Consider the following 23536-nt stretch of genomic DNA (forward strand, 5'->3'; position numbering starts at 1 on the left):
TTATATGCAAACTTAATCAGGCAGTACTCTTGCTAACATCGTTACTAACGCCGTGCTTACACATAAAGGCAGCTATCTCATCAAGCGCTACATTCGCTTCAGGCAGCATTTCATCAAAAATATGCCAGACATGGCACATATGAGGCCAACTTTGTATTTTCACTGGCGAACCCTGAACGGTTGCTTTGTTCACATACCGCTTGGCATCATCGTACAACATTTCTGCTGTACTAGCGTGTATAAGCGTAGGTGGTAGGCCAGCAAGGTTATCTCGCACCGGTGAAATCAATTTTGAGGCAGGCCGAATACCGTTTACTTTCCAGCTTCCCCATAACAGTAACCAATGTGGCAACTTTAAAAGCGGCGCAATAAGCGGTTTTAGCATCACGTCAGTATCGAAGTTTGTTCGAATACTTGGGCTGGTTGCAGACGTGTCCGTCGCAGGCGAAATGCCTATGACAGCATCCGGCAAACGCACGCCGTTATCTCTCGTCCAGTTTGACAAACACAGTGTAAGGTTTCCGCCTGCAGAATCACCAGCAACAGCAATTTTTTCTGCTGGTTCGGAGGATGCAGGTCCGTTCTCTACCAACCACTGATATGCTGCACGACTATCGACAATGCTCGCCATACGCGGGTTTTCAGGCATCAGGCGGTAGTCCGGTGTAAACACGGCACAACCGGTTTTTTTAGCAAGATTAGCAGTTATAGGTCTGTGACTTAAAGGGCTACCAACAGTAAAAGCGCCGCCGTGCAAATACAGTAACCGCTTGTTCGGTGCATACCCTTCAACCAAAGTCCATTCGCCTGGTACTTCAACGCCGTCAAACACAGCAACCTGGCTACGAAAAGTACAGCCAAAATCCCTCACCAAACCACCTTGGTCAAAACGCTCGCGCTTGACAGACAGGCGCTCGCCCATCGTGAAGTTTTCTTTCAGGTATTTATTAACACCAATCATGGCTGCCGAAGGCTTTTCAGCGTCAAAACTAACCGGTATTGGCGCATCAAAACGAGTTAAGCTAACACCGCGAAGGTAAAACCGCGTGACTATCCAAAACACGACTAAAGCGGCAACAATCAATACACCGGCAATATACATAAAACAGACCTCAACATCACACCACAGACACATAGGTATATATGCTCTGCAAGATGGTTTCTAATTTCAATGGATATAGACCGCTTGAACGAGCAAGCAAGGCGGGTAATTTAATAGCTTTATGCGAAAGAAACATTTGTATCTTATTTGCTATTAAAAACAGCACATGTTTAATACTAATGAATAAACGATGATCAATATAGAAGCGCTGCTGCCACTGTTATGAACCCTATTGATGACATCAAGGACATTCTACGCGGTGCACTTGCTTCACTTGGTGGCTTCGGCGGGCGTATGCTGGCACGGCTGATCTTGATGATTGTTGCAGGCCAACTATACGGTGCGGCAGCTCTTGGTGTACTGGGTCAAGTGGCGGCTATAACCGAAATATTAGCAGCAATCGCCGTCATAGGCCTTAAGCGCAAGCTACTTGATTTTCTCAGTGAGCCTTCAAATAGAGCAACACATTTAACATCAACCGTTAAAGAAGCGATCATCACGACATTCATTGTCGCCTGCGTTATGTCATTACTTTTCGCCGCTGCGTGGCCTTTTCTTTTCCCTGACATCACGATGCCTTTTGCATTGTATTTTGCGGTGCCTGCAATAGCTTTTGCCGAGATAGGCGGTACAGCTATTCGTTTTAAACGCATCATCCGGTGGGAAGTGATTGCGCGCTGTGTGATGGAGCCATGGGCCTTCCTGACTGTAAGTCTTCTGTACTATTATGGTATTAACGCTACTGGTACAGGCTTGGTTGCTGCATATGGTTTTTCATGTATAGCGGCAGCAATCGGCATTAGCTTTGGCCTGCACCATGCTTATGATTTACCTACTCTTATGAGAGCGCCTGTAAACAGGAAAAACCTGTATCTAATCATCAAAAGAAGCTGGCAAGCGGGCGTCACTGATATCGGCGTTATAATGTTTCGTCGCCTCGACATCCTTATTCTCTCATTACTTGCGGGACACCAAATAACAGGTGCTTACTATATGGCGCAGCAAATCGTTACGGTGCCTCATAAAATTCATAAACTGTTTGAGCCAATGATGGCCCCTGTCATCGCTAAATTGCACCATGCAAAGAAGCCGGATCGTATTGGTGCAAAACTAGCTGGCATATGCCGGTGGGTATTTATGCTACAGCTCGCTCTTACCGTTCCTTTTGCTATGTTCGCAGGGCATATTTTAGGTCTATTTAATGACGTGTTTTTTACCAGTGCCCTTGTTCTGGTTATCTTGTTGTTCGCAGAGCTAATTGACGGCAGTTTTGCACTGACGGAAACACCGCTTATTTACGCTAAACCCAGTGTTCCACCGCGGCTGGTAGCCATGACACTGCTCATTGAAGCCATAGCTGTTGCAGGGCTTGCGGTTTGGTGGGGAGCACCCGGTGCAGCCGCAGGTTTTTTTGTCGCAATGTTATGCCTGAACACCATGCGCTTATTTAGTCTAAAAAAACATATGAATATCCGTGTAATTACGGTGCATTATTTGCGCCCAATTACGTTTGCCTTGATCATCACCGCCCTATTATTCACAGCACAAAATTTAGTGCCCGTAGCAAACGGTTATATTGTTGGCGGTACCGTCATAAGCGCCATTGGGTTATTTTGTGTAATGATTAAATTTTGGGCGCTCAGTCCACTAGATAAGCAGGTTCTCAGCGAACTAAAAGCACATAAGGCAGTATCCAAACAGGCTAAACTATCGTAAACAATTGCAGCAGTATTCATAAGGAGGATAACTGTGCGGTTAGTTGTCGGAATAGCAGGAGCAAGCGGTGTTATATACGGCATTCGTTTGCTCGAAATTCTTAAGGCCATCGACGGGATTGAAACACACCTTGTGATGACAAAAACAGGCCGTATGAATATCGGACTGGAAACTGACTACAGTGCTGACGCTGTTGAGGCACTGGCTGATGAAGTCCACAAAATTACTAATATTGGTGCCAGTATCGCCAGCGGCTCTTTCAAAACTGATGGTATGATTGTGGCTGCATGCGCGATGAAAAATTTATCCGGCATCGTCAATTCCTATGCAGACGACCTGCTGACGCGCGCGGCGGACGTAACCCTGAAAGAAAACCGCAAGCTTGTGGTTATGCCGCGTGAAACGCCGCTACATGTTGGTCATTGCAAACTGATGTTGGAGGCCGCTCAAATGGGCGCGCTCATTGTACCGCCAATGCCTGGCTTTTATAATCGCCCTGAAACAGTTGATGATATTATCAATCACACGGTAGCACGCGTGCTGGACCTGTTTGATATAGACACAAACATCGTTAAGCGCTGGCAAGGCGTCGGCTTACATTAACAAGCCTGACAAGCTTGAACTTATCTAACGCCAGAACTCTACATAAAAGGAAACAGCACCCAGCGGCGTTACATGATGCAGCTGCTCTGGCACAACGATAGCCGTATCCCCCGCCGACAGATCAATGTGCTTTTCAAGCGATGGTACGGTGTATCTCAAGTTACCGGATACAACATTAATAACACCCCAAACGCCGCTTTTAGTATTGTGATCCTTCAGCAACCCTTTGGGAACTGTCAGCTCGGAAAACAAAGGCGTTTTGTTGTATGGCTGCACACCTTCTGGCAGGGTTTTCACAAAGGTATTCATCTAACCTTTGCCTGTTGTAACAAAGCCGCTTGGTGACTGAATGCGGTTTGGAAGGCTTGGTAAACCAAACATGGCAAACTTCAAACTTTGTGCAATGCGCTTCGCACGCACCATAAACATGGCTGCATAATCAGCACCGCATGTTTTAATTGCAGTATCCTCAAATAACGCCAACCATTGATCAAAATGTTCTTGTTCAACACCCTTAAGCGCAACATGCTTGGGCACAGGTTGTCCCTTGTATCGCCCCGTTGTGTTCATCACAGATGACCAGAAGGAAACCATAGTTTTAAGATGTGGTTCCCAATCCCCAGGAATTGCTTTTTTAAATATTGGCCCAAGGTCAGGGTGCTTTTGTATTTCACCGTAAAACCTGCGCACCAGTGTATCGATCATAACTTCAGGAACAGAGCCCATTTCCGGCATAGTTTCGGTTGTCATACTATTGACTTTCGTTGATGCAGTTTTAGCAGTTTACTTTGTTGCCACAACAGGGTTTGCGCCGATCGGTTGTTCACCTTTTTGTATTGTATCAGCAAACAAATGATTGCGATCACGGTGGCCAGCTTCATCCGCACGCACAGCAATAACCACATCGCGTAATGTTGCATTTGGTTTCAAGCCCCAGTAATCGATGGCAAGTTGCGGTGCAGGTACATTTTCCTGTCTGCCAGCGTCAATTTCGTTCAAATACTGAGTATAGCTAATAACTGCTTCTTCCTCAAAGTAACCTACAATACGGTGCGCCATTTTCGGTGACAGCAGGTACAGGAAAAAATAAACGTTATAGAAAACCGCCTGCGTCAACATAACCACAAACCGTTCAAACATTGTTGGGTTAGCGATTTGCACGAACGTCATCAAATGCATCCGCTCATTTTCTGCTTCGTCCAGTAATTCGCGGATGAAACCTGCATCATCACGAATGCGGCGCAGTGCGCGCAAGTGCTGCAGCAAACCACCAACCATACCTGGAACAGCGGCCACTGTTTCTAGCACAACCGCACGGTGTCCGTAACGCTTGGCAAAAAAGGTGTCCGCCACAAACCGCAGCATTTTCACAAAAGCGTAAGCAAACCTATCACCGAACCCTGCAGGATTATGATGCTCGATTGTTTTCGTCGTATTATTTTTCTCTTTGCTGTCTGCCATGAGTTTACTCCTCGGCAAAAATTACAAAAAATCATGCTCTTTATATAAGCACGCTGAACTCATATACCATTCCCTGCGACGAAACTGCACATTACCACATTGTTACTGCGAAATACTGGACAGATGCTGAAAGACATGATGTCTAATAAAGCTTGGGCAATGATAGACGACTATGGGGAGGTATACAGTGCGGCAGAATTTTATTTTACAGGTAATTTTAAGCATTTTAATAGTGACAATGCCGGTTTCGGCAGAAACCACAATCTACCGGTTCACTAAAATAATCGACGGTACTGGCGAAGCTCTGTTAGCACGAGATATCGCTGTTGAAAGCGGCATCATCAAAGCGGTTGGTAACAATCTTGATCGCAGCAGCAATGGGAATCTTGTGGATATGGGTTCACTCATCGCGCTCCCCGGATTGATTGATGCACATACGCACATCACATATGGGCTACCTGAAGCACCAAAAGGTAATGCATGGGGTGAGCTCGGCGCAACAACACGCGAACAGCGCGTAGCTGCAGCCAAAAGAAATGCATTACTAACACTTGAAACAGGTGTCACGAGTGTGCGCGACTTAAACGCTGGCGGTGGTATTGACTTTGAACTGCGTGATGCAATTAATGCAGGCGCCGTAAGAGGTCCGCGTATTTTCACCTCTGGACCAGGCATTCATCCTGCCAATGACCCTTCACCCGAAGGGACTGACAAAACAACACCAGAATTTTTGAAGGCTGCCGCAGAAAAGCGCATAGAAAGTGGTGCCGATTGGATTAAAATCTTTGGCACAACAGGCAGCGCAGATGACCTGACCAGCCGTGCTTATTATTCAGCAGCTGCAATTAAAGCAGCAGCCGATGTGGCAAAAGCAGCCGGCAAACGCATTACGGTACATAGCTACGGCATTGAAGCGGTTGATGCGGCTATTACCGCAGGCGTTACATCACTTGATCATCCAGTTGGTCTAACGGAAAACCATATTAAAGCGATGAAGGCTGCAGACATTATTTATGTGCCAACAATTGATCATAATCGTTACTATGCACAGCATAGCGAAGAATACGGTTATGACAGTAATGTGCGTGCCAATCTACGTGTCTTTGTTGGTCGCAACATTGAAACGGTACGCCGCGCGAACCATGCTGGTGTAACAATTGCGATGGGATCAGATGCTGTTCTCACCGGGTTCGGCGAAAATACATGCGAGCTGCGTGCTTTTATCGCCGCAGGTATGAGCAATGCTGAAGCCATCAAAAGTGCTACGCTAAATGGTGCAATGCTTCTGGGGCAAGATAATGATCTTGGTCGCATTAAGGTTGGATATACAGCTGATTTCATAGCCGTTTCAGGTGACCCTCTGACAGATATCAATGCCATTATATCAGGCGTTACCGCCGTGATGAAAGAAGGTGTACTGGTTGTTGACCACCGCACTGGTGGTAAAGTTAATAAACCGAATTGCGGCACGCTATACTAAAAACACAGTGAAATCATTTGTGAGCATCAGCACTGAGATGCTCACTATAGCCTAGTTATTTGCAGCAGCTGTTTTCACTTCATCTGGTGTAAACTGGTATGTGGTATTGCAAAACTGACAGTTCACATCAATAGAACCGTTAATCACCATCTCTGATAGTTCCGTATCATCAAATTGAGTGAGCACAGTTTGCAATCGCTCGCGAGAACAACGGCACGTATGCATCACGCGTGACGGATCGAAAACGCGCACACCGTCTTCATTATACAAACGGTACAGCAACGTATCGAGATCAAGAAGAGGGTCGAGCATTTCATCCGTTTTGACACTTTGCATCAAAATACTGGCGCGGTCCCATTGTTCTTGGGTCTCACGATCCAGAATACGTTCCTGACCTTCTTCACCGCGCGCTAGGTGTTGCACCATAATGCCCCCTGCTCGCCAAAAACCGGTCACATTATCGCGGTCACAAATCAGGCGCAGCTCGGTTGGCGTTTGCTCGGAATTCATGAAATAGTTGCGCGCCACTTCCGCAACACTGCCCCCTGTCAGATCAACAATGCCCTGATAGCGCTCCATCTCTTCACCCTGATCAATGGTAAGGGCAAGATAACCTGATTTTGACCCAATCATTCCCTTAAAGCTCGGATTTTTACCATAAGTAGCAAGCTTATCTGCATCGATGTCTGCATAGCCGCGCAAACGACCAATACCGTCTTCGCGGCGTTCGTAATCAGCCACCATCATCGATACTGGCCCACTTGACTTAGTTTGCACAGTCACAATGCCATCAAACTTCATAATCGAACCGAGCATGGCCGTAAGCGTCAACAATTCCCCCAATATCTTCGCGACAGGATCAGGATACGCATGTGCTTTTAATATCTGGTCGACCATTGTACCGAGCCTAACGGCGCGACCACGCACATCCATACCTTCAATTTGAAAGGGACGTACTTCATTGTCACGACTGCTATCAGGGTCAGGTGTAACGATAGGGGTGGTTTTTTCAGTATCGGTCATTTCACACTCGGCATATTTAATTTGCAGAGGCTATAAAACAGATCAAACGTTTCCGCACTATATTTTAATGTTCTATATCTTACCCAGGCACCAACCAAGAATAGCCTTCTGTGCATGAAGTCGATTTTCTGCCGCAGCCCAAACCAAAGATTGTGGTCCATCAATAACCGATGCTGTCACCTCTTCACCGCGGTGCGCCGGCAAACAGTGCAAGAAAATGGCATTCGGTTCGGCAAACTGCATCAAAGCATCATTAACTTGAAACGGAGCAAGTGCATCCATACGAGCATCTTTGTCGTCGTCACCCATTGATATCCATGTATCGGTGAATACAACGTGTGCGCCTTTCGTTGCTGCGAATGGGTCAATTGTAACTGACACATCACCACCATGTTCACGCGCCCATGCCAAAACCTCTGCGTTCGGGCTATATTCTCCTGGACAAGCAAGTGTCAGGGGAAAATCATATTTAACCGCAGCTTCCATCAATGATGTTGCCACATTGTTGCCGTCACCCATCCACGCCATTTTTCGGCCCTGAATGGAGCCAAAATGTTCCTTAATCGTCAACATGTCTGCCATCAATTGGCATGGGTGGGAGCGATCAGTTAACGCATTGATTACCGGCACACTGCCCTTTGAAGCCAACTCGACAGCTGTATTATGGTGATCCGCCCGGACCATAACCGCATCAACATAGCCACTGATAACCTTTGCCGTATCTTCAATTGTTTCGCCGCGACCAAGCTGCATGGTGTTTCCCTGCAACACAAGGCTAGTACCACCCAATTGACGCATCGCCATTTCAAAACTGATACGCGTTCGTGTTGATGATTTTTCAAAAATCATTGCAAGCGTATGACCGGCAAGCGGCGCGCCTTCATCCAGTACACCAGACGGTAAACCGCGGCGCGCATCTTTCCACACTTTAGCAATGTCCAAAATATGCCATAAAATTTCAGACGGCATATCTTTGAGGTCTAGAAAATGGTTGGTCAGTCCGGCATTCATCGGGTCATATCCCTACTGACAGAAAAGCATTTATCTAACTAGCTATCTGCAGTTTTTTCTTTGAAGTACGTCAATGTTGCATCCAGTTTATTCATCGCCTCATCAATGTGATCTTCGTTCAAAATTAACGGAGGCAGCATGCGTACAACCATGTCTCCTGCAACCGCTGGACACATACCGCGGTCAATCAAATCAAGCACAATGTCGCGTGTCGGAATGCTTGGCACACGAATACCTGCCATCAGGCCTTGGCCGCGCACTTCGGTGATGAGATCGCTATGACGCTGCTGCAACGCTGCCAAACGACCGTGCAACATGCTGCCCATTTCTTCGACATGTTCAAGAAAACCAGGCTTTAACATTTCATCAAGCACCGCATTACCGACGGCCATAGCAAGTGGGTTACCGCCATATGTGGAGCCATGCGTGCCAACAATCATGCCAGAGGCCGCTTCTTCAGTGGCAAGGCAAGCACCCAGCGGAAAACCACCACCAATACCTTTGGCTGCCGTAATAATGTCTGGCTCAATACCTGACCATTCATAGGCAAATAATTTACCAGTACGTCCCATGCCACACTGAATTTCGTCAACGGCCAGTAGAAGCCCATGCTCATCACAGATGGTGCGTAGTGCTTGCATTGTTTCAACAGGAATTGGTCGTATGCCACCTTCGCCCTGCACAGGCTCAACCATGATGCCGCCTGTTTCAGGGCCAATCGCCGCTTTAACTGCGTCAATGTCATTAAACGGTACAACGTCAAAACCTTCCGGTAATGGCTCAAATCCTTTGGTTAGCTTTTCCTGACCAGCAGCAGCAATACCCGCTAGCGTACGTCCATGAAAAGCAGATGCCATTGTTATGATGCGGTACTTGCCCGCATTGCCTTTGTCATGATGATACTTGCGCACCATTTTAATGGCGCATTCAATAGCTTCAGCACCTGAATTACCAAAGAAAACCGTATCTGCCGAGCAGTTGGCAATCAAACGCTCAGCCAAGCGTTCACCTTCGGGAATAGTGAAGCCGTTCGCTGTGTGCCACAGTTTCGCGCCTTGATCTTGTAGAGCTTTCACAAGTGTTGGGTGACTATGTCCCATACACATAACACCAATACCGGAATAGAAATCCAGATACTGCTTGCCGTTTGTATCATACAGATACATGCCTTCACCGCGCTCAAACGCAATGGGATTACGGGCATATGTTGGCATCAAAGGCGTTATCACGGCAGGTCTCCTTGAAGTAAAAGCAGTGGCGGGGCATATTTGTGCCCAATTAAACACGTCAGCCGGTACGCTTAACGCACCGGCTTTCTTGGCACAGGAGCATGCCGCTGTGCCAGCCAAGTGTCAATGCTAGTGAAGCATTTTAGGCGGCAAAATTATGGTTTTTTACTTATTGAAGAAAACCTTCAGATTAAGCTTACGCTTTCAGCCGGTATCCTTTTTTGAAAACCTGATAAACGGCGAACATAAGCACAATATTGATTGCAAGCGTAAAACTGATGCCAACAAGCAAACTACTGTCTGCACGATCAATAAAACCGTAGCGAAAACCATCAATTAGATAGAAAAATGGATTGATACTGGAGAATATCTGCCAGCCTTCACTCAATCGCTCTACCGAGTAAAACGTGCCCGATAATAAACTAAGCGGCGCAATCACAAAATTGGTAACAGCAGCAGAATGATCAAACTTCTCTGCCCACACACCAGTAAGCACGCCCATAAGGGATAGCATCATACTGGCAGCAAGGGCAAAATAGAGCACAGCCCAAAGGTGAGCAACTGACATACTTATACCGGGCATAAAAGCGAAAGCCATACCAACAGAAAGCCCGACCACGATACCTCGCGTAACACCACCCATCACGAAACCGATTGTAAGCTCCAGGGCAGACAAAGGCGGCATCAAGGTGTCAATAATATTGCCTTGCACCTTGGCAATCAGGATAGACGAGGACGTATTGGCAAAAGCATTCTGCAAAATCGCCATAACAATCAGGCCCGGAGCAAGGAACTGACCATACGGCATATCAGCAACCATGCGACCACGGCCGCCCAGCGCCAGCGAGAATATTACCATGAACAAAATCGTCGTAACGGCAGGTGCTGCGAGCGTTTGCGCCCAAACCTTCATGAAGCGCCGGGTTTCCTTTAGGTAAAGCGTTTGCAAGCCAACCCAGTTAACGCGGCCAATAGTGCGACCACCCAGAGGCGGGTATTTTCCAGTATTCATATCTGCCGTCTCTTCCATTACCGAATGGTCTACCACTGTTTATTACTCCGAAGCTCTATCACTTTTAACAAGTTCCTTCATATGGTGAGACATGAGGTCTTGGCAAGAGGGGGCGCAAAGCGATATAAGAAGTGCGAATCTCGACTCGTACGTCGAATCAGATATAGTGATAAGTCGAAAAACGACAAAAATTCAAAGGACGGACCTATGGCTTGGACGGAAGAGCGCATCGAAAAACTCAAAAAACTTTGGGATGACGGGCTAAGCGCCAGTCAAATCGCAAAAGAGTTGGCCGAAGGTGTCACCCGTAACGCCGTTATCGGCAAAGCACACCGTCTTGGGCTGAAGTCACGCCCTTCACCAGTGAAAACTGACAAAACCAAGAAAAAGGTTGCACCAAAGCCTGTCGCAAAGAAAAGCGACAAGAAACTTGTTACATTGCTTGAGCTGACAGACCGCATGTGCAAGTGGCCAATCGGGCACCCCGGCGACGCTGATTTTCATTTTTGCGGCAAACCGTCAGAATCAGGTATGCCGTATTGTGCCCGACACTGTGCAGAAGCCTATCAGGCGCAACCACCACGCCGTGACCGTCGCCCGAATCCACGCCCACCTATTATGTAATTGATTGGGCCTGCCCCAAAATTGAAAAACATGCTGTAAGTTTCATCACTTTTTGATGGAATCAGGTATATTTTTGCTCGTTTTCAATTTGTGATCATCAACGCGCTTGAACATCACGCCGGGCGCGTTAAACTTGTTGCTAATAATTTTCATATCAGCGATGGAGACCTGCGTGACTTTTTCAACTCTCTCTAAAACTGCATTAATCGCACTCATGGTTGGTGCATCTTTTGCCAGCACAACAGTATCGGCACAAAGCGGTAAACAAAAACGTTTTGCCGAGTCGCAGTACCGACATGATAATATGGAACATGTGAAGTATGCCCTCGCAAATATTGTCCAAATCTTGAAAGGCGAAGCATCTCATGAAGGCCACCTGCCAAAGCTCGCTGCAATAATGGCAAGCTCAGCTTCGATGGCAAAAGCGACATTTGAAAAAGATACACGCGGGATGAGCGGCCATACCGAAGCAAAAGATGCCATATGGGAAAACTGGGCTGATTTCTCAAGCAAAATGGATACTTTTGAAGCAGATACAGCTGCGCTCGCCAAGGTTGCCGAAACCGGTGACATGGGTCAGTTCGGCGCAGCGTTCCAAAAGGCAACTGGAAACTGCAAATCCTGCCACGATAAATATAAAGACTAAGAGCGCGTACTACAGACTTTGATAATCATCTTTAAAAAGAGGCTATTGAGTGCCTCTTTTTTTACAGCTGTTACCTCTTCTCGGCTGGGTTAGTATCTTAACTCAGCACCCACCAATAGACCGCCGCACTTGCAACCAAGAAACAAACAATAGCTTTTGCAGGTGATGCTATTGTTGGTGCAGAAACACCAGCTTCTAGCGTTTTTCGCCCTGTTATCATGGGTTTAACCAAGTTACTCTTCAGCGCTAAATAATGATACGCAATGGCAAGCAAATGAAGCCCTACCCACCCCATCAAGGTATAACCCATTATCTCATGAATATCTGTAATAGTATCCGCGTATTCAATACGGTAGGCAAACGGCCCTGAAAACAACATGCCGTCAGAGGCATATAGACCCAGCAAAGCTTGCGCCCCTAGCAACAACAAAGCAAAAATTACTGAAACACCCCCAATCGGGTTATGTCCTGCATACTGTTCATCCACTTGTGACTGGACATAATTTTTAATTTGCTTGGGTCCACGCAAGAAACGCAAAAATCGCGCGCTCTCACTACCGATAAAACCCCATAAAAATCGCCACAGAATTAAAACAAGAATAGATATGCCGCTATAGGTATGCATGTCACCGTAGATACCAAACTTGCTTTGAAATGCAGAATAGGTTGACAGGCAAAATGCGACGACGAGAGCCCAATGAAACAACCTGAGGCCACCATCCCACACTTTAACAGTATTGCCGCCCGTATCATTTGCCATAGTTTTCACTCATCATAGTATTTGCAGCCTCGATAATCTGGTCAAGCGATGGTAACCACGCGGCCTCCGCCATTGCCGCATACGGAACAGGTGTGGAAAGCGGACATATTGAACGTGGTGCGGCATTAAGAACATCAAAACAAGATTGTGTAACAGCAGATATAACACCATCTGCAAAGCCAATGTAATTCGGCCCTTCATCAACAACAATAAGACGGCCCGTTTTTTCAACACTGGAAATTATTATTTTCAAATCCAACGGATTAATTGTGCGCGGGTCGATTATTTCGACATTAATACCTTCCAAGGCGAGCTTCTTCGCGGCCGCTTCAGCAACGCGTACCATCGCACCAACAGCAACTATCGTAATATCGTCGCCGCGACTTACAAAGCGGCCTTCACCAATTACCGCGACAGGCCATTCATCAACAGCATCACTTGATTTGCCGTAAAGCCCTTTATGCTCCAGCAAAATCATCGGATCAGGTGAACGCAGCCCGGCACGCAACAGACCTGCAGCATCAGCCGCATTTGAAGGGCAAGCAACAGTTAAACCCGGCACACTTGCAAGCAAGCCATGCAAACTTGCACTATGCATTGCGCCTGAGCCATCACCAGCTCCCATTGTGGTGCGGATTACAAGCGGCATGTTAATGCGGCCATTTGAGAGGAATCTTACTTTTGCTGCCTGGTTAAGGATTTGATCAAAACAAACGCCGATAAAGTCACAAAACATTATCTCAACGACCGGCTTTAAGCCTGTCATTGAGGCACCGATAGCCATGCCAACAAAGCTGGTTTCTGAAATAGGTGTATCGATAACGCGCGCTCGGCCAAACTTTTGCGCTAAGCCCATCGTAACACCAAACACACCGCCAATACCTTCGCTGCCATCAACACCTGCGCCGCCGGCAATGTCTTCACCAATACAAATAACCTTATCATCTGCAGCCATTTCAACATGCAACGCCTGGTTAATCGCTTCGCTAATGGTTGTTTGACAGCTAACCACGTACTGCTTCCAAACTTTGATGCCACGCCTTGATTTCAAGTGGTCCAGTTTTTATCGCCGATGAAGCCTCAGCCACAACCTGTACCGCTCGCGCCTGTTGTTTCAGCATAATAGACTCAAGAACAGAAGCCGAAGTACCCGATTCCTCCAGAAATTGGCGCATGACATGCAACGGATCATCATAGGTATCTTTCATGTGAGCTTCTGGCATATAAGAAATATCATCACCGTAATAATGACCGTCCAGACGCGGTACCGAGATCTCAACAAAAACCGGCGTGTTCTTGCGGGCTTTCTTCACTGCCTGCGCAAAAACTTGCTGGCTCTCTATATGATTGAAACCATCAGCTTGCATGGCCACTAAGCCAAAACTGGCTGCGCGCTGTGTGAAACTGGTACTTCCACTCGCATACGTGCTGGCAGTGGATTGCCCAAATCCATTATTTTCCATAACGAACAAAACCGGCAATTCTAGTGCGACTGCCAAATTCATACTTTCCAACACAGCGCCCTGGTTAGCGGCTCCATCACCGAACACCGCAACACCTACACCGCCCGCACCCTTTACCTTGGCAGTTAGTGCCGCACCAGCTGCTAATGGTACCTGAGCGCCGACAATACCATTTGACGTAAGGAAACCATTCTCAGGTGCGATCAAATGCTGTGTTCCGGCCAAGCCATCAGACAGGCCACCAATACGTCCCAAAATTTCCTTTGCAACAGCCAGCGGATCGGCCCCCATTGCAAGTACAAGGCCGTGACTGCGGTGCGAGCCTGTGACCTGGTCAACGGCAGGGTCAAGTGCATCTGCCAGCGCCACTTCCGCGACCTCAGCACCCGTACATAAATGCACCAAACCCGGGACTTCGCCTGCGTCATACGCACGTGCAAGAGCGCCCTCAAAAGCACGAATAAAGCAAGCTTTACCAAACAACTTTGAACTGTGTTCCATCATGCCTTAACCCCATACACGAACGCATGGTCGGGTTCTAGCGAGAAATATGGCCAAGCTTTGAATGCTACTGTTTGCACAATCTGTCGCACCTCAACATAATTTGCGTGCAAAATGTATAAAAAAAGGCCATAGAAGCCGAATTCGAAGACATTCTCGCACTCTTCATACTATTACATGGTTGACTCAGACTAACCACTTCCCATATGTAATCATGACTGAATTAGTCATATATTAAAGTCTTGGGGAAAAAGGGCCGCTCCCGATGATACGATTGACCAATCTTGCCGACTACGGCGTTGTACTAATGTGTGAAATCGCGGGTAGCGATAACCTCATTAGTGCGCAAGATTTGTCTACAAGCACTAATATACCATTGCCTACAGTATCAAAGATATTGAATGCGCTGGGACGTGGTGGCCTTTTGGTGTCACATCGCGGCCTTAAGGGTGGGTTTGCTTTAGCAAGAATATCAGATGAAATTTCAGTCGCCGATATTATTGAAGCGATAGATGGTCCCATTGCTCTCACTCATTGCAGCGAACCAGAAGATATTGATTGCACCTATGTCGATATCTGCGCAATGCGCCCCAAATGGCAAGTAATTAACGGCGCTGTTCGCGGTGCCTTGAGCGACGTAAAGCTCACCTCCCTTATCGTTCCGGTTTCGGGCGATGAAATTGCAGCTCGGTTTGAAGCGCGTGCGCTCAAAGCCGCTGGTAACTAATACGATTAAGGAGCCACCTCTATGGCAGGCACTCAGGAAACCCAAGACCAAGTCGCTGAAATAACCGGCGAATATAAATACGGGTTTGTTACCGATGTAGAAATGGACATGGCCCCCAAAGGCTTGTCCGAAGACATCGTGCGGTTTATTTCCGCCAAAAAGAAAGAGCCGGAATGGCTGCTTGAGTGGCGGCTAAAGGCGTATCGTGCTTGGTTGAAAATGGAAGAACCTGACTGGGCCAAAGTCAATTATCCAGATATCGACTATAATGACATATATTTTTATGCGGCACCTAAAAGCCAGGACAAACCAAAGAGTTTGGATGAGGTAGACCCGGAGCTGCTTCGTATGTACGAAAAGCTGGGTATTCCATTGCGCGAGCAGGAAGTGCTCGCCGGTGTTGAAGGTGCACGCAAGGTAGCCGTTGATGCTGTGTTTGACAGTGTGTCAGTTGCTACCACGTTCCGTGAAGAGTTGAAGAAAGCCGGCGTGATATTCATGTCCATTTCGGAAGCTGTACACGAGTATCCCGACCTGGTTAAAAAATACTTGGGTACCGTTGTACCGCAACGCGATAATTACTTTGCCGCCCTGAACTGCGCTGTGTTTTCAGACGGTACATTTGTATACATCCCAAAGGGTGTGCGGTGCCCGATGGAACTTTCAACCTATTTCCGTATTAACGCGGAAAACACTGGTCAATTTGAACGCACACTTATTGTTGCGGATGAAGGTTCATATGTATCCTACCTTGAAGGGTGCACAGCCCCCATGCGGGACGAAAATCAATTACATGCCGCGGTTGTCGAGCTGATCACGCTTGATGATGCAGAGATTAAATATTCTACCGTTCAAAACTGGTACCCCGGTGACAAAGACGGTAAAGGCGGTATCTACAACTTCGTGACCAAACGCGCCTTGTGTAAAGGTAAAAACTCTAAAGTTTCCTGGACACAGGTTGAAACAGGCTCGGCAGTAACATGGAAATACCCAAGCTGCGTTCTCGCTGGCGAAGGGTCTGTTGGCGAGTTTTACTCTGTTGCCGTGACCAACAACCTGCAACAGGCTGATACCGGTACCAAGATGATCCATATGGCGCCGAACACGCGTTCCACGATTATATCAAAAGGTATATCGGCTGGTCGTTCGCAGAACTGTTACCGCGGGTTAGTGAAAGTATTGCCCGGGGCAGAAGGTGTGCGAAATTATACACAATGCGACTCGTTGCTCGTGTCGTCCACATCGGGAGCGCACACTGTACCTTATATCGAGGTGAAAAACCCGAGCGCTCAAATTGAGCACGAAGCCACCACATCAAAAATTTCGGAAGATCAACTATTTTACTGCCGCGCACGCGGACTAGACGAAGAAGAAGCCGTCGCCATGATCGTGAACGGATTTTGTAAAGAAGTAATGCAACATCTGCCAATGGAGTTTGCCGTAGAAGCACAGAAGCTTCTCGGTCTTTCTCTTGAAGGTAGTGTGGGATAAATGGGCCAAACATCATGTCAGTAAATTCAATGTTAAGTGTAAAAGATCTGCGCGTAAGCGTGGACAACAAAGAAATCCTCAAAGGCTTGGATCTGGAGATCAACGCAGGCGAAGTGCATGCGATTATGGGTCTAAACGGTGCAGGCAAGTCAACGCTTGCCAATACAATCGCCGGTCGCGACGACTATGAAGTTACAGAAGGCACCATAACTTTCGCAGGCAAGGATATCCTTGAACTGGAACCACACGAGCGCGTAGGCGAAGGCCTGTTCCTTGGTTTTCAATATCCAGTTGAAATTCCTGGCGTATCCAATCTTAACTTCATGCGTACTGCTTTAAACGGTGTGCGCCGTTACCGCGGCGAAGAAGATATCTCTGCAGCAGATTTTATGAAGTTGGTACGCGCGAAAGCAGCAGACCTTAAAATGAGCGCCGACATGCTCAAGCGATTCGTGAACGTAGGTTTCTCAGGCGGTGAGAAAAAGCGCAATGAAATGGTGCAAATGGCCGTTTTGGACCCCAAACTTGCTGTACTTGATGAGACAGATTCAGGGTTGGATATTGACGCGCTGAAAACTGTTGCTGAAGGCATTAATGCACAACGGAGCAATGACACAGCCATTCTGCTTATCACCCATTATCAGCGCTTGCTTGATTATGTGCAGCCTGATGTCGTGCATGTAATGATTGATGGAAAAATAGTTAAGTCTGGCGGCAAAGAGCTCGCCGCAGAACTTGAAGAAAAAGGCTACGCCGACGTTGCATAGAGCAATCTATGTAATCAGTCGAAACACCTTTTCTCAAGAAACAGGAGCAATTCTGACGTGTCAGACATTCTAAGTGATACATACCGTAATCAGCTATCAGCATTAACCGGCATGATACCAAGCCTGGATGATGTACGTACGCGTGCATTTAAAAAATTCGCTGAAACTGGTTTTCCTTCTGCACGAAGCGAAGACTGGCGCTACAGCGACCTGAAAACATTGCGCAAGAATATATTTGAACAGGCAGCAAAGCCACACAGTGATGCAACCATACCTGCAACAATCTGTAAAACGGCGGCGCGGCTAGTATTTACAAATGGCCAATACCGCGAAGATTTAAGCGATCTGGGTGATTTGTGGCAGGCGGCATCTATTCGCCCGCTAGCCAATCACTTAATGGCAAATCCTGACCGCGCCAGCGACCTCGTTCATGGTAACGACGGCATTGCTGCACTGAACACTGCATTGATGCGCGATGGTTTGGTTTTAAATATTCCAGCAGGTGTTGAAATCGACGAACCCGTTGAGATCATAAACGTAATGTCTGGTGCAGCAGAAGCTGCGACGCACACACGCCATCTCATTGAACTTGGAGAAGGCGCAAAACTTACCGTTCTTGAACGCTTTATCGGTGATGATAGTGCTTATTGGGTTAATACAATAATGCAGGCACGCGTAACCGAAGGTGCTGTGCTTAAACATATTCGGCTACAGGAAGAGGGTAGCAATGCCGTCCACACAGCAAAAACATTTGTGAGTGTTGGCGCTGAAGGCCGCTACGATACATGTAATATCTCACTTGGTGGCCTTGTTGCGCGATTTGAGGCACATGTGCGTTTGCTCGTAGACGAAGCAACTGCCAACATTGATGGTGTCGCTTTAGCCGCTACAGGGCAAAGCCACGATATGGTCGCACATGTTGACCACCGCATGCCAAACACAACCAGTGACCAGATATTCCGCACGGTTGCAGAGGCGCGCGGCAAAACCGCCTTTCAAGGCAAAATTGTCGTCGCAAAGGATGCGCAAAAAACTATTGCAGATCAGTCATTCAAAGCGCTGCTGCTTGACCGAACAGCAGAAGCAAATGCAAAACCTGAGCTAGAGATTTTTGCAGATGACGTGAAATGTAGCCACGGCGCAACAATTGGTGAGCTAGATGCAAAAGCATTGTTCTACCTGACATCACGCGGTATCGATCCCGTGACAGCACGGCAAATGCTTGTCGAGGCTTTCACCGACCACGCTTTGCTGCGTATACCGGGAGAAGATTTAGGTGATGCAGTACGCGACCGTATAAGTGCATGGATGCAAGCCCGTGTTAATAGTGCAACGGAGAGCGCTGCATGAATGCGACGCCAACATCATTGAACCTCGCCGTGAGCGCAGATCCTGCACCGCTTGATGTAGCTGCGCTGCGTAAAGACTTCCCGATTCTGAACGAGCCCGTTTACGGTAAACCATTTACGTTTCTGGACTCGGCGGCCAGCGCACAAAAACCACGCGTTGTTATTGACGCAGAAAAAGAACTGTTTGAGCATTATTACGCTAATATTCATCGCGGCGTATATAAATACAGTCAGGACTCAACCGAAGCCTATGAACGCACGCGTGAAACCGTGCGAGCCTTCATCAATGCCGAGCGTGCGCGTGAATGCATCTTTGTGCGCGGTGCCACAGAAGGCATTAATTTAGTTGCTCAAACATGGGGCCGTCAAAACATTGCCTCAGGTGATGAAATAATTTTAGCTGAGCTGGAGCATCACTCCAACATCGTACCATGGCAAATGCTTGCCGAAGAAAAAGGCGCAATCATCAAGGTTATTCCGCTACTGGATGACGGTAGCGTAGACATGGCAGCGTACGATGGGCTGCTCAGTGAACGCACCAAAATGGTTGCTGTTGCACATATTTCCAACTCTATTGGCACGTTGCTGCCTGTTAAAGAAATCATTGCAAAAGCACATGCTGTAGGCGCAAAAGTGTTGATTGATGGTTGCCAGGCAGCGCCGCACATGAAGATTGATGTGCAGGATCTGGGCGCAGACTTCTATGCATTTTCTGCACACAAGGTTTATGGTCCAACAGGTATTGGGGTCATATACGGCAAGGAATCTTTGCTGGACAGCATGCCCCCGTGGCAAGGCGGCGGCGACATGATCTCAACAGTGTCATTTGAAAAAACCACATACAATGACCTACCGCACAAGTTTGAAGCAGGCACGCCCAACATCTCTGGGGGCATTGCCTTTCATCATGCGCTCGAATACGTAACAGCGATTGGGCTTGACCGTATCGCGGCACACGAAGCACGCTTGCTAGCATACGCAGAAGATAAATTACGCAATTCCAATAGCGTACGCATGATTGGTACAGCGCCAGGCAAGAGTGCAATTATCAGTTTTGTGATGGAACATGCACACCCACATGATATTGGCACTATCCTAGACCGTCAGGGTATTGCCGTGCGCGCCGGACATCACTGTGCTCAACCTGTCATGGACCGCTTCAATATACCGGGTACTGCACGCGCAAGTTTTGGGCTATACAATGACGAACAAGATGTCGACAGGCTGATTGAAGGCTTGGCGAAAGTAATGGATATTTTCGGATGACTGATAACAAACGAGACATGCTTGATGTAACAACACCAAGCACACCTGAAAGTTCAATACCGGCAGAAAATATGCCGCGCACATCGGAACGCCCTGTGGTGAGTCCGCAAAAGGGCGCTTATTTTCTTGATAAGTTTCTTGAAGCTAAAAACGAAGAAACAGACGCGGCAGAGACAAAAGCAAAACCTGCAGGTAATGCGCCGGAAAGTCCGGAAGAACTGCAAGGCAACATTGTTTCTGCATTGCAGGAAATTTACGACCCGGAAATTCCAGTTAATATATATGAACTTGGTCTTATTTACGCGGTAAATGTTGCAGATGATTACTCTGTAAGAATCGAGATGACCCTAACGACACCGCACTGCCCTGTTGCTGAATCCATGCCCGGCGAAGTGGAGATGAAAGCCGCAAGTGTTGACGGTGTTAATGGTGTTGAGGTTGACCTCGTTTGGGAGCCACCTTGGGACATGTCAAAAATGTCTGACGAAGCGCGGCTTGAACTTGGGTTGCTGTAAAGGAGATATGTGATGAAATCTGCTATTGAAATCAGCGATAAAGCTGCCGAACATATTCGTGCGCTGCTTGCCAAAAACGAAGACGCCATCGGTATCAAACTAGGCACGGAAACACATGGTTGCTCAGGTATGGGTTACACTGTTGACTATCTCACCGAAGAAGACAGCGAATGCGAACTGGTCGAGGACAAGGGCGTGAAGGTTTACGTTGACCGCAAATCCTTATTATTTTTGCTGGGAACGCAGATGGACTGGGAAGACACCATGTTTTCAACTGGTTTCAAATTCACCAACCCCAATGAAAAAGGCCGCTGTGGTTGCGGCGAAAGCTTCCACGTTTAGGCAATCTATATCATATAGAATCAATCATCACGCGAGACCTTACCGCGTGTTTTCTTGCGGTTACTCACCACTTTCTTGGATGTCAGTCGGCGCTCTTTCGATGCGCGTGTAGGGCGTGTGCCAACACGGTATTTTGGCCTGATCGCAGCCTTGCGCAGCAGATCAACCAGTCTTGCAACAGCATCTTCTTTGTTTTCAGCCTGCGTACGGAACCGACTTGCGGTAATCACCACCTCGCCTGTGTTAGTCATGCGCTGCCCGGCAATACTAACAAGCCGCTGAACATCGCATCATCAATTACCGCTGAATTTCGCGCATCAAAACGTAGCTGTGCCGCAGTTGCCACCTTGTTCACATTCTGACCACCAGGCCCGCTGGCCCGCACGAAGCTAAACTGAAGCGAAGCCTCATTAATAAGTATATTGTCAGTGATTTTGATCATATCGCTTCCTGCTAACATCAAGTTAGGCTGCAAATCACTAAAAACAAAAGCCGTATTTACATCCTTATACACATATGGTCTTTTGTCCGCAGTCAGGGAGGCACTTATGTCGCGCATTTTCAGTCTATTGGTTGTTTTAATTTTAACCACGGCATGGTCCATATCTGCATCAGATAATATCCCAAAAGACGAACTTGCCCTACGGTATCAAACGCTGGCAGCAGCAATGCCTGACAACGCGGTTACTCTGCTGTTTTCGGGAGAAGAAAAGAACCGTAGCAATGATATTCAATGGCCTTTCCGTCAAAGCAATGAGATCAATTATTTTACTGGCTCAACCAAACGCCAAACAAGCTTTGCCCTTGTTAAAGACGGCAGCAAAGTTACGACTGTAATTTTCGCACAAGAAGCTGACCCAACCTTTGAAACATGGATTGGGCGCATTTCTGACTTCGACACCATCAAAGAAGCAACCGGCGTTGATCTGGTTATATCAGCGGCAGAAATGCCCGATTTTCTTTCAGCCTTAATGAATGGTCGTGCATGGGATGCTGACCGTTACGCGCCTGCACGTTTCCCTTCATTTTACCGTGCCGTTAGAAATACAGAAGCAACAATCTGGCTAAGCCTTGGTCGATACCGCGACACTGATAGCACCTCGACACCGGCACTTGTATACGCCGAAAAAGTGAAACAAAATTTCCCGGACATCGCTGTACGAAATATAACACCCGTTATCAACGATATGCGCGAGATCAAAAGCCCCTGGGAACTTAAGCAGCTACAGGATGCTATTGACATCACTGTTGAGGCACAAAAAGAAGCCATGAAACGTGTAGTTACCGCCAACCATGAGTATCAGGTTGAGGCAACAATTGAATTTACCTTTAGGGATAAAGGCGCATGTTGCCCAAGCTACCCGTCTATTGTAGCAAGCGGTAATAATGCCACCGTCCTACATTATGATGAAAACAATGATATCATTAAAAGAGATCAACTTCTGCTCACTGATGTCGGTGCTGAGTTAAACTATTATGCGGCAGACACCACACGCACTTACCCCGCTTCCGGCAAATTCAGTGAAGCACAAGCTGCAATATACAACGCTGTTCTGGATGGCCAAACACAAGCTATAGCCAGTGTAAAACAAGGTATTATCGCGCAAGAACTGGAAGCCATTGCCAATCAAACGATGGGTAAACACCTTTTGGCGCTTGGCCTTATTGAGAAAAACGAAAGAGATCAAGTTGAGCTATATTATCTACACGGCCTTAGCCACACAATTGGTCTAGATGTGCATGATACGTGGGAGACCGACTTGGAGCTGCGCCCTAATATGGTAATCACCGTTGAGCCGGGTTTATATGTTCGCAAAGACGATGTATTTAACAGCGATGTATTTAAAGAAATGTCTGAAACCGCACAGGCAATGGTCCGTGAAAACATTGAGAAATATGAAGGCATTGGTGTGCGCATCGAAGACGATATTCTCGTGCAAGAAAACAGCTATGTGAATATGTCAGTTGGTGCACCGCGCACTATTGCCGACATCGAAGCATTTATGGCTCAATAAACAGAATTATTGCTGTCACAGAAACAATGGTATCGTTTGCTTATACATCAAGCATTGATCCACTCACGTGCATGCACCAGGTTATCTGTCACCAACACATCAATGCTTCTATCCTTCATCGTATGCTGATAAATTTCTGTTTGTTCTATAATTGCTGGTAAAGTAGCAATAACGACAATTTTGCTACGCCGCGTGATTTTGCTTGCTACTTCATCACGCACAGCCATTTCAATGGCGTCATATTCTGAAATTTCGAGCTCGGTAACAGCAAGATAATCAAATATCTCATAGTCCATGCGTTCAAAAGCTGGCATTTGCCAAAAGTCATGAGTGGCCTGTAAAACTTCGGCAAAACTACAGTTTCCACTAAATCTTACATAAACGCCGTTTGGCTCATATTCGATAATGTACGCCATATATTATAGCTCAGCCT

Annotated in this window: 25 protein-coding genes and 1 pseudogene; 13 read left to right on the plus strand and 13 right to left on the minus strand. The window is 47.2% G+C overall.

The window, feature by feature from the left end; translation table 11 throughout:
- Window positions 1-16: 16 nt before the first annotated feature.
- On the minus strand, window positions 17-1102 hold the full coding sequence (locus tag OEU88_RS01055; RefSeq protein ID WP_262693239.1) for an alpha/beta hydrolase: 1086 nt from the start codon (window positions 1100-1102) through the stop codon (window positions 17-19).
- Window positions 1103-1324: 222 nt separating this feature from the next.
- Here OEU88_RS01055 and OEU88_RS01060 point away from each other — a divergent pair, with 222 nt between their 5' ends.
- Both OEU88_RS01060 and OEU88_RS01065 read left to right on the plus strand, forming a co-directional pair.
- Window positions 1325-2818, plus strand: a complete 1494-nt coding sequence (locus OEU88_RS01060) for a lipopolysaccharide biosynthesis protein (RefSeq protein ID WP_262693240.1) — start codon at window positions 1325-1327, stop codon at window positions 2816-2818.
- Between the two features lie 33 nt (window positions 2819-2851).
- The gene (locus tag OEU88_RS01065; RefSeq protein ID WP_262693241.1) at window positions 2852-3421 is read left to right on the plus strand and encodes a UbiX family flavin prenyltransferase; all 570 of its coding nucleotides are present in this window, start codon (window positions 2852-2854) and stop codon (window positions 3419-3421) included.
- A 24-nt stretch (window positions 3422-3445) separates the two neighbouring features.
- Here the strand turns inward: OEU88_RS01065 and OEU88_RS01070 are convergent, their stop codons facing one another.
- From OEU88_RS01070 to OEU88_RS01080, 3 genes are read right to left on the minus strand one after another with little or no spacing between them, the layout of a single operon-like run.
- Window positions 3446-3730, minus strand: a complete 285-nt coding sequence (locus OEU88_RS01070) for a DUF1971 domain-containing protein (protein ID WP_262693242.1) — start codon at window positions 3728-3730, stop codon at window positions 3446-3448.
- Entirely contained in the window at window positions 3731-4171 is a 441-nt protein-coding gene (locus OEU88_RS01075) for a group III truncated hemoglobin (RefSeq protein ID WP_262693243.1), read from the minus strand. It abuts the gene before it with no gap.
- A gap of 33 nt (window positions 4172-4204) precedes the next feature.
- Window positions 4205-4882: an alternative oxidase gene (locus tag OEU88_RS01080; RefSeq protein ID WP_262693244.1), complete on the minus strand. Its 678-nt coding sequence runs from the start codon at window positions 4880-4882 to the stop codon at window positions 4205-4207.
- Window positions 4883-5069: 187 nt separating this feature from the next.
- On the opposite strand from OEU88_RS01080, the gene OEU88_RS01085 reads away from it, so the two are divergent.
- Window positions 5070-6362, plus strand: coding sequence for an amidohydrolase family protein (locus OEU88_RS01085; protein WP_262693245.1), 1293 nt, complete (start codon window positions 5070-5072; stop codon window positions 6360-6362).
- 51 nt (window positions 6363-6413) lie between these two features.
- On the opposite strand, the gene OEU88_RS01090 is transcribed toward OEU88_RS01085, so the two are convergent.
- The 4 genes from OEU88_RS01090 to OEU88_RS01105 form a co-directional block, all read right to left on the minus strand.
- Window positions 6414-7385 (minus strand): Hsp33 family molecular chaperone HslO, encoded by a 972-nt coding sequence (locus tag OEU88_RS01090; protein WP_262693246.1) that lies wholly within the window; start codon window positions 7383-7385, stop codon window positions 6414-6416.
- Window positions 7386-7457: 72 nt separating this feature from the next.
- A complete protein-coding gene (gene argF, locus OEU88_RS01095) occupies window positions 7458-8384 on the minus strand; it encodes an ornithine carbamoyltransferase (RefSeq protein WP_394805215.1) in 927 nt (308 codons plus the stop codon).
- Window positions 8385-8434: 50 nt separating this feature from the next.
- Entirely contained in the window at window positions 8435-9625 is a 1191-nt protein-coding gene (locus tag OEU88_RS01100; protein ID WP_262693248.1) for an aspartate aminotransferase family protein, read from the minus strand.
- Between the two features lie 196 nt (window positions 9626-9821).
- Window positions 9822-10673: an ABC transporter permease gene (locus tag OEU88_RS01105; protein WP_262693249.1), complete on the minus strand. Its 852-nt coding sequence runs from the start codon at window positions 10671-10673 to the stop codon at window positions 9822-9824.
- A gap of 171 nt (window positions 10674-10844) precedes the next feature.
- Between OEU88_RS01105 and OEU88_RS01110 the strand changes: the two genes are divergently transcribed.
- Window positions 10845-11261, plus strand: a complete 417-nt coding sequence (locus OEU88_RS01110) for a GcrA family cell cycle regulator (protein WP_262693250.1) — start codon at window positions 10845-10847, stop codon at window positions 11259-11261.
- Window positions 11262-11433: 172 nt separating this feature from the next.
- Window positions 11434-11907, plus strand: coding sequence for a c-type cytochrome (locus tag OEU88_RS01115; protein WP_262693251.1), 474 nt, complete (start codon window positions 11434-11436; stop codon window positions 11905-11907).
- A 97-nt stretch (window positions 11908-12004) separates the two neighbouring features.
- Here the strand turns inward: OEU88_RS01115 and OEU88_RS01120 are convergent, their stop codons facing one another.
- From OEU88_RS01120 to OEU88_RS01130, 3 genes are read right to left on the minus strand one after another with little or no spacing between them, the layout of a single operon-like run.
- Complete coding sequence (locus OEU88_RS01120) at window positions 12005-12667, minus strand: cytochrome b/b6 domain-containing protein (protein ID WP_262693252.1); 663 nt, start codon at window positions 12665-12667, stop codon at window positions 12005-12007.
- On the minus strand, window positions 12657-13679 hold the full coding sequence (locus OEU88_RS01125) for an alpha-ketoacid dehydrogenase subunit beta (RefSeq protein WP_262693253.1): 1023 nt from the start codon (window positions 13677-13679) through the stop codon (window positions 12657-12659). Before OEU88_RS01125 ends, OEU88_RS01120 begins: the two co-directional genes overlap by 11 nt.
- Complete coding sequence (locus OEU88_RS01130) at window positions 13672-14634, minus strand: thiamine pyrophosphate-dependent dehydrogenase E1 component subunit alpha (RefSeq protein WP_262693254.1); 963 nt, start codon at window positions 14632-14634, stop codon at window positions 13672-13674. Before OEU88_RS01130 ends, OEU88_RS01125 begins: the two co-directional genes overlap by 8 nt.
- Window positions 14635-14896: 262 nt before the next feature.
- Here OEU88_RS01130 and OEU88_RS01135 point away from each other — a divergent pair, with 262 nt between their 5' ends.
- From OEU88_RS01135 to OEU88_RS01165, 7 genes are read left to right on the plus strand one after another with little or no spacing between them, the layout of a single operon-like run.
- Entirely contained in the window at window positions 14897-15358 is a 462-nt protein-coding gene (locus tag OEU88_RS01135; protein WP_262693255.1) for an SUF system Fe-S cluster assembly regulator, read from the plus strand.
- A 21-nt stretch (window positions 15359-15379) separates the two neighbouring features.
- Window positions 15380-16849, plus strand: coding sequence for a Fe-S cluster assembly protein SufB (sufB, locus tag OEU88_RS01140; protein ID WP_262693256.1), 1470 nt, complete (start codon window positions 15380-15382; stop codon window positions 16847-16849).
- Between the two features lie 29 nt (window positions 16850-16878).
- Window positions 16879-17616, plus strand: a complete 738-nt coding sequence (gene sufC / locus OEU88_RS01145) for a Fe-S cluster assembly ATPase SufC (protein WP_394805216.1) — start codon at window positions 16879-16881, stop codon at window positions 17614-17616.
- 57 nt (window positions 17617-17673) lie between these two features.
- Window positions 17674-18966 (plus strand): Fe-S cluster assembly protein SufD, encoded by a 1293-nt coding sequence (sufD, locus tag OEU88_RS01150; RefSeq protein WP_262693259.1) that lies wholly within the window; start codon window positions 17674-17676, stop codon window positions 18964-18966.
- On the plus strand, window positions 18963-20231 hold the full coding sequence (locus tag OEU88_RS01155) for a cysteine desulfurase (protein ID WP_262693260.1): 1269 nt from the start codon (window positions 18963-18965) through the stop codon (window positions 20229-20231). Before sufD ends, OEU88_RS01155 begins: the two co-directional genes overlap by 4 nt.
- Window positions 20228-20746, plus strand: a complete 519-nt coding sequence (locus tag OEU88_RS01160; protein WP_262693261.1) for an SUF system Fe-S cluster assembly protein — start codon at window positions 20228-20230, stop codon at window positions 20744-20746. The genes OEU88_RS01155 and OEU88_RS01160 overlap by 4 nt, the downstream gene beginning before the upstream one ends.
- Before the next feature lie 12 nt (window positions 20747-20758).
- Window positions 20759-21088, plus strand: coding sequence for a HesB/IscA family protein (locus OEU88_RS01165; protein ID WP_262693262.1), 330 nt, complete (start codon window positions 20759-20761; stop codon window positions 21086-21088).
- Between the two features lie 20 nt (window positions 21089-21108).
- On the opposite strand, the pseudogene arfB reads toward OEU88_RS01165, so the two are convergent.
- Window positions 21109-21530 (minus strand): annotated as a pseudogene (arfB, locus tag OEU88_RS17650) (alternative ribosome rescue aminoacyl-tRNA hydrolase ArfB).
- 106 nt (window positions 21531-21636) lie between these two features.
- Here arfB and OEU88_RS01180 point away from each other — a divergent pair.
- Window positions 21637-23103, plus strand: coding sequence for an aminopeptidase P family protein (locus OEU88_RS01180; protein ID WP_262693266.1), 1467 nt, complete (start codon window positions 21637-21639; stop codon window positions 23101-23103).
- Between the two features lie 47 nt (window positions 23104-23150).
- On the opposite strand, the gene OEU88_RS01185 is transcribed toward OEU88_RS01180, so the two are convergent.
- Window positions 23151-23519 carry a hypothetical protein gene (locus OEU88_RS01185; protein ID WP_262693267.1) on the minus strand — a complete coding sequence of 123 codons (369 nt, stop codon included), beginning with the start codon at window positions 23517-23519 and terminating at the stop codon, window positions 23151-23153.
- Window positions 23520-23536: the final 17 nt, after the last annotated feature.

The sequence above is a fragment of the Kordiimonas aquimaris genome (genome assembly GCF_025574485.1).
GTDB classification, from domain to species: domain Bacteria; phylum Pseudomonadota; class Alphaproteobacteria; order Sphingomonadales; family Kordiimonadaceae; genus Kordiimonas; species Kordiimonas aquimaris.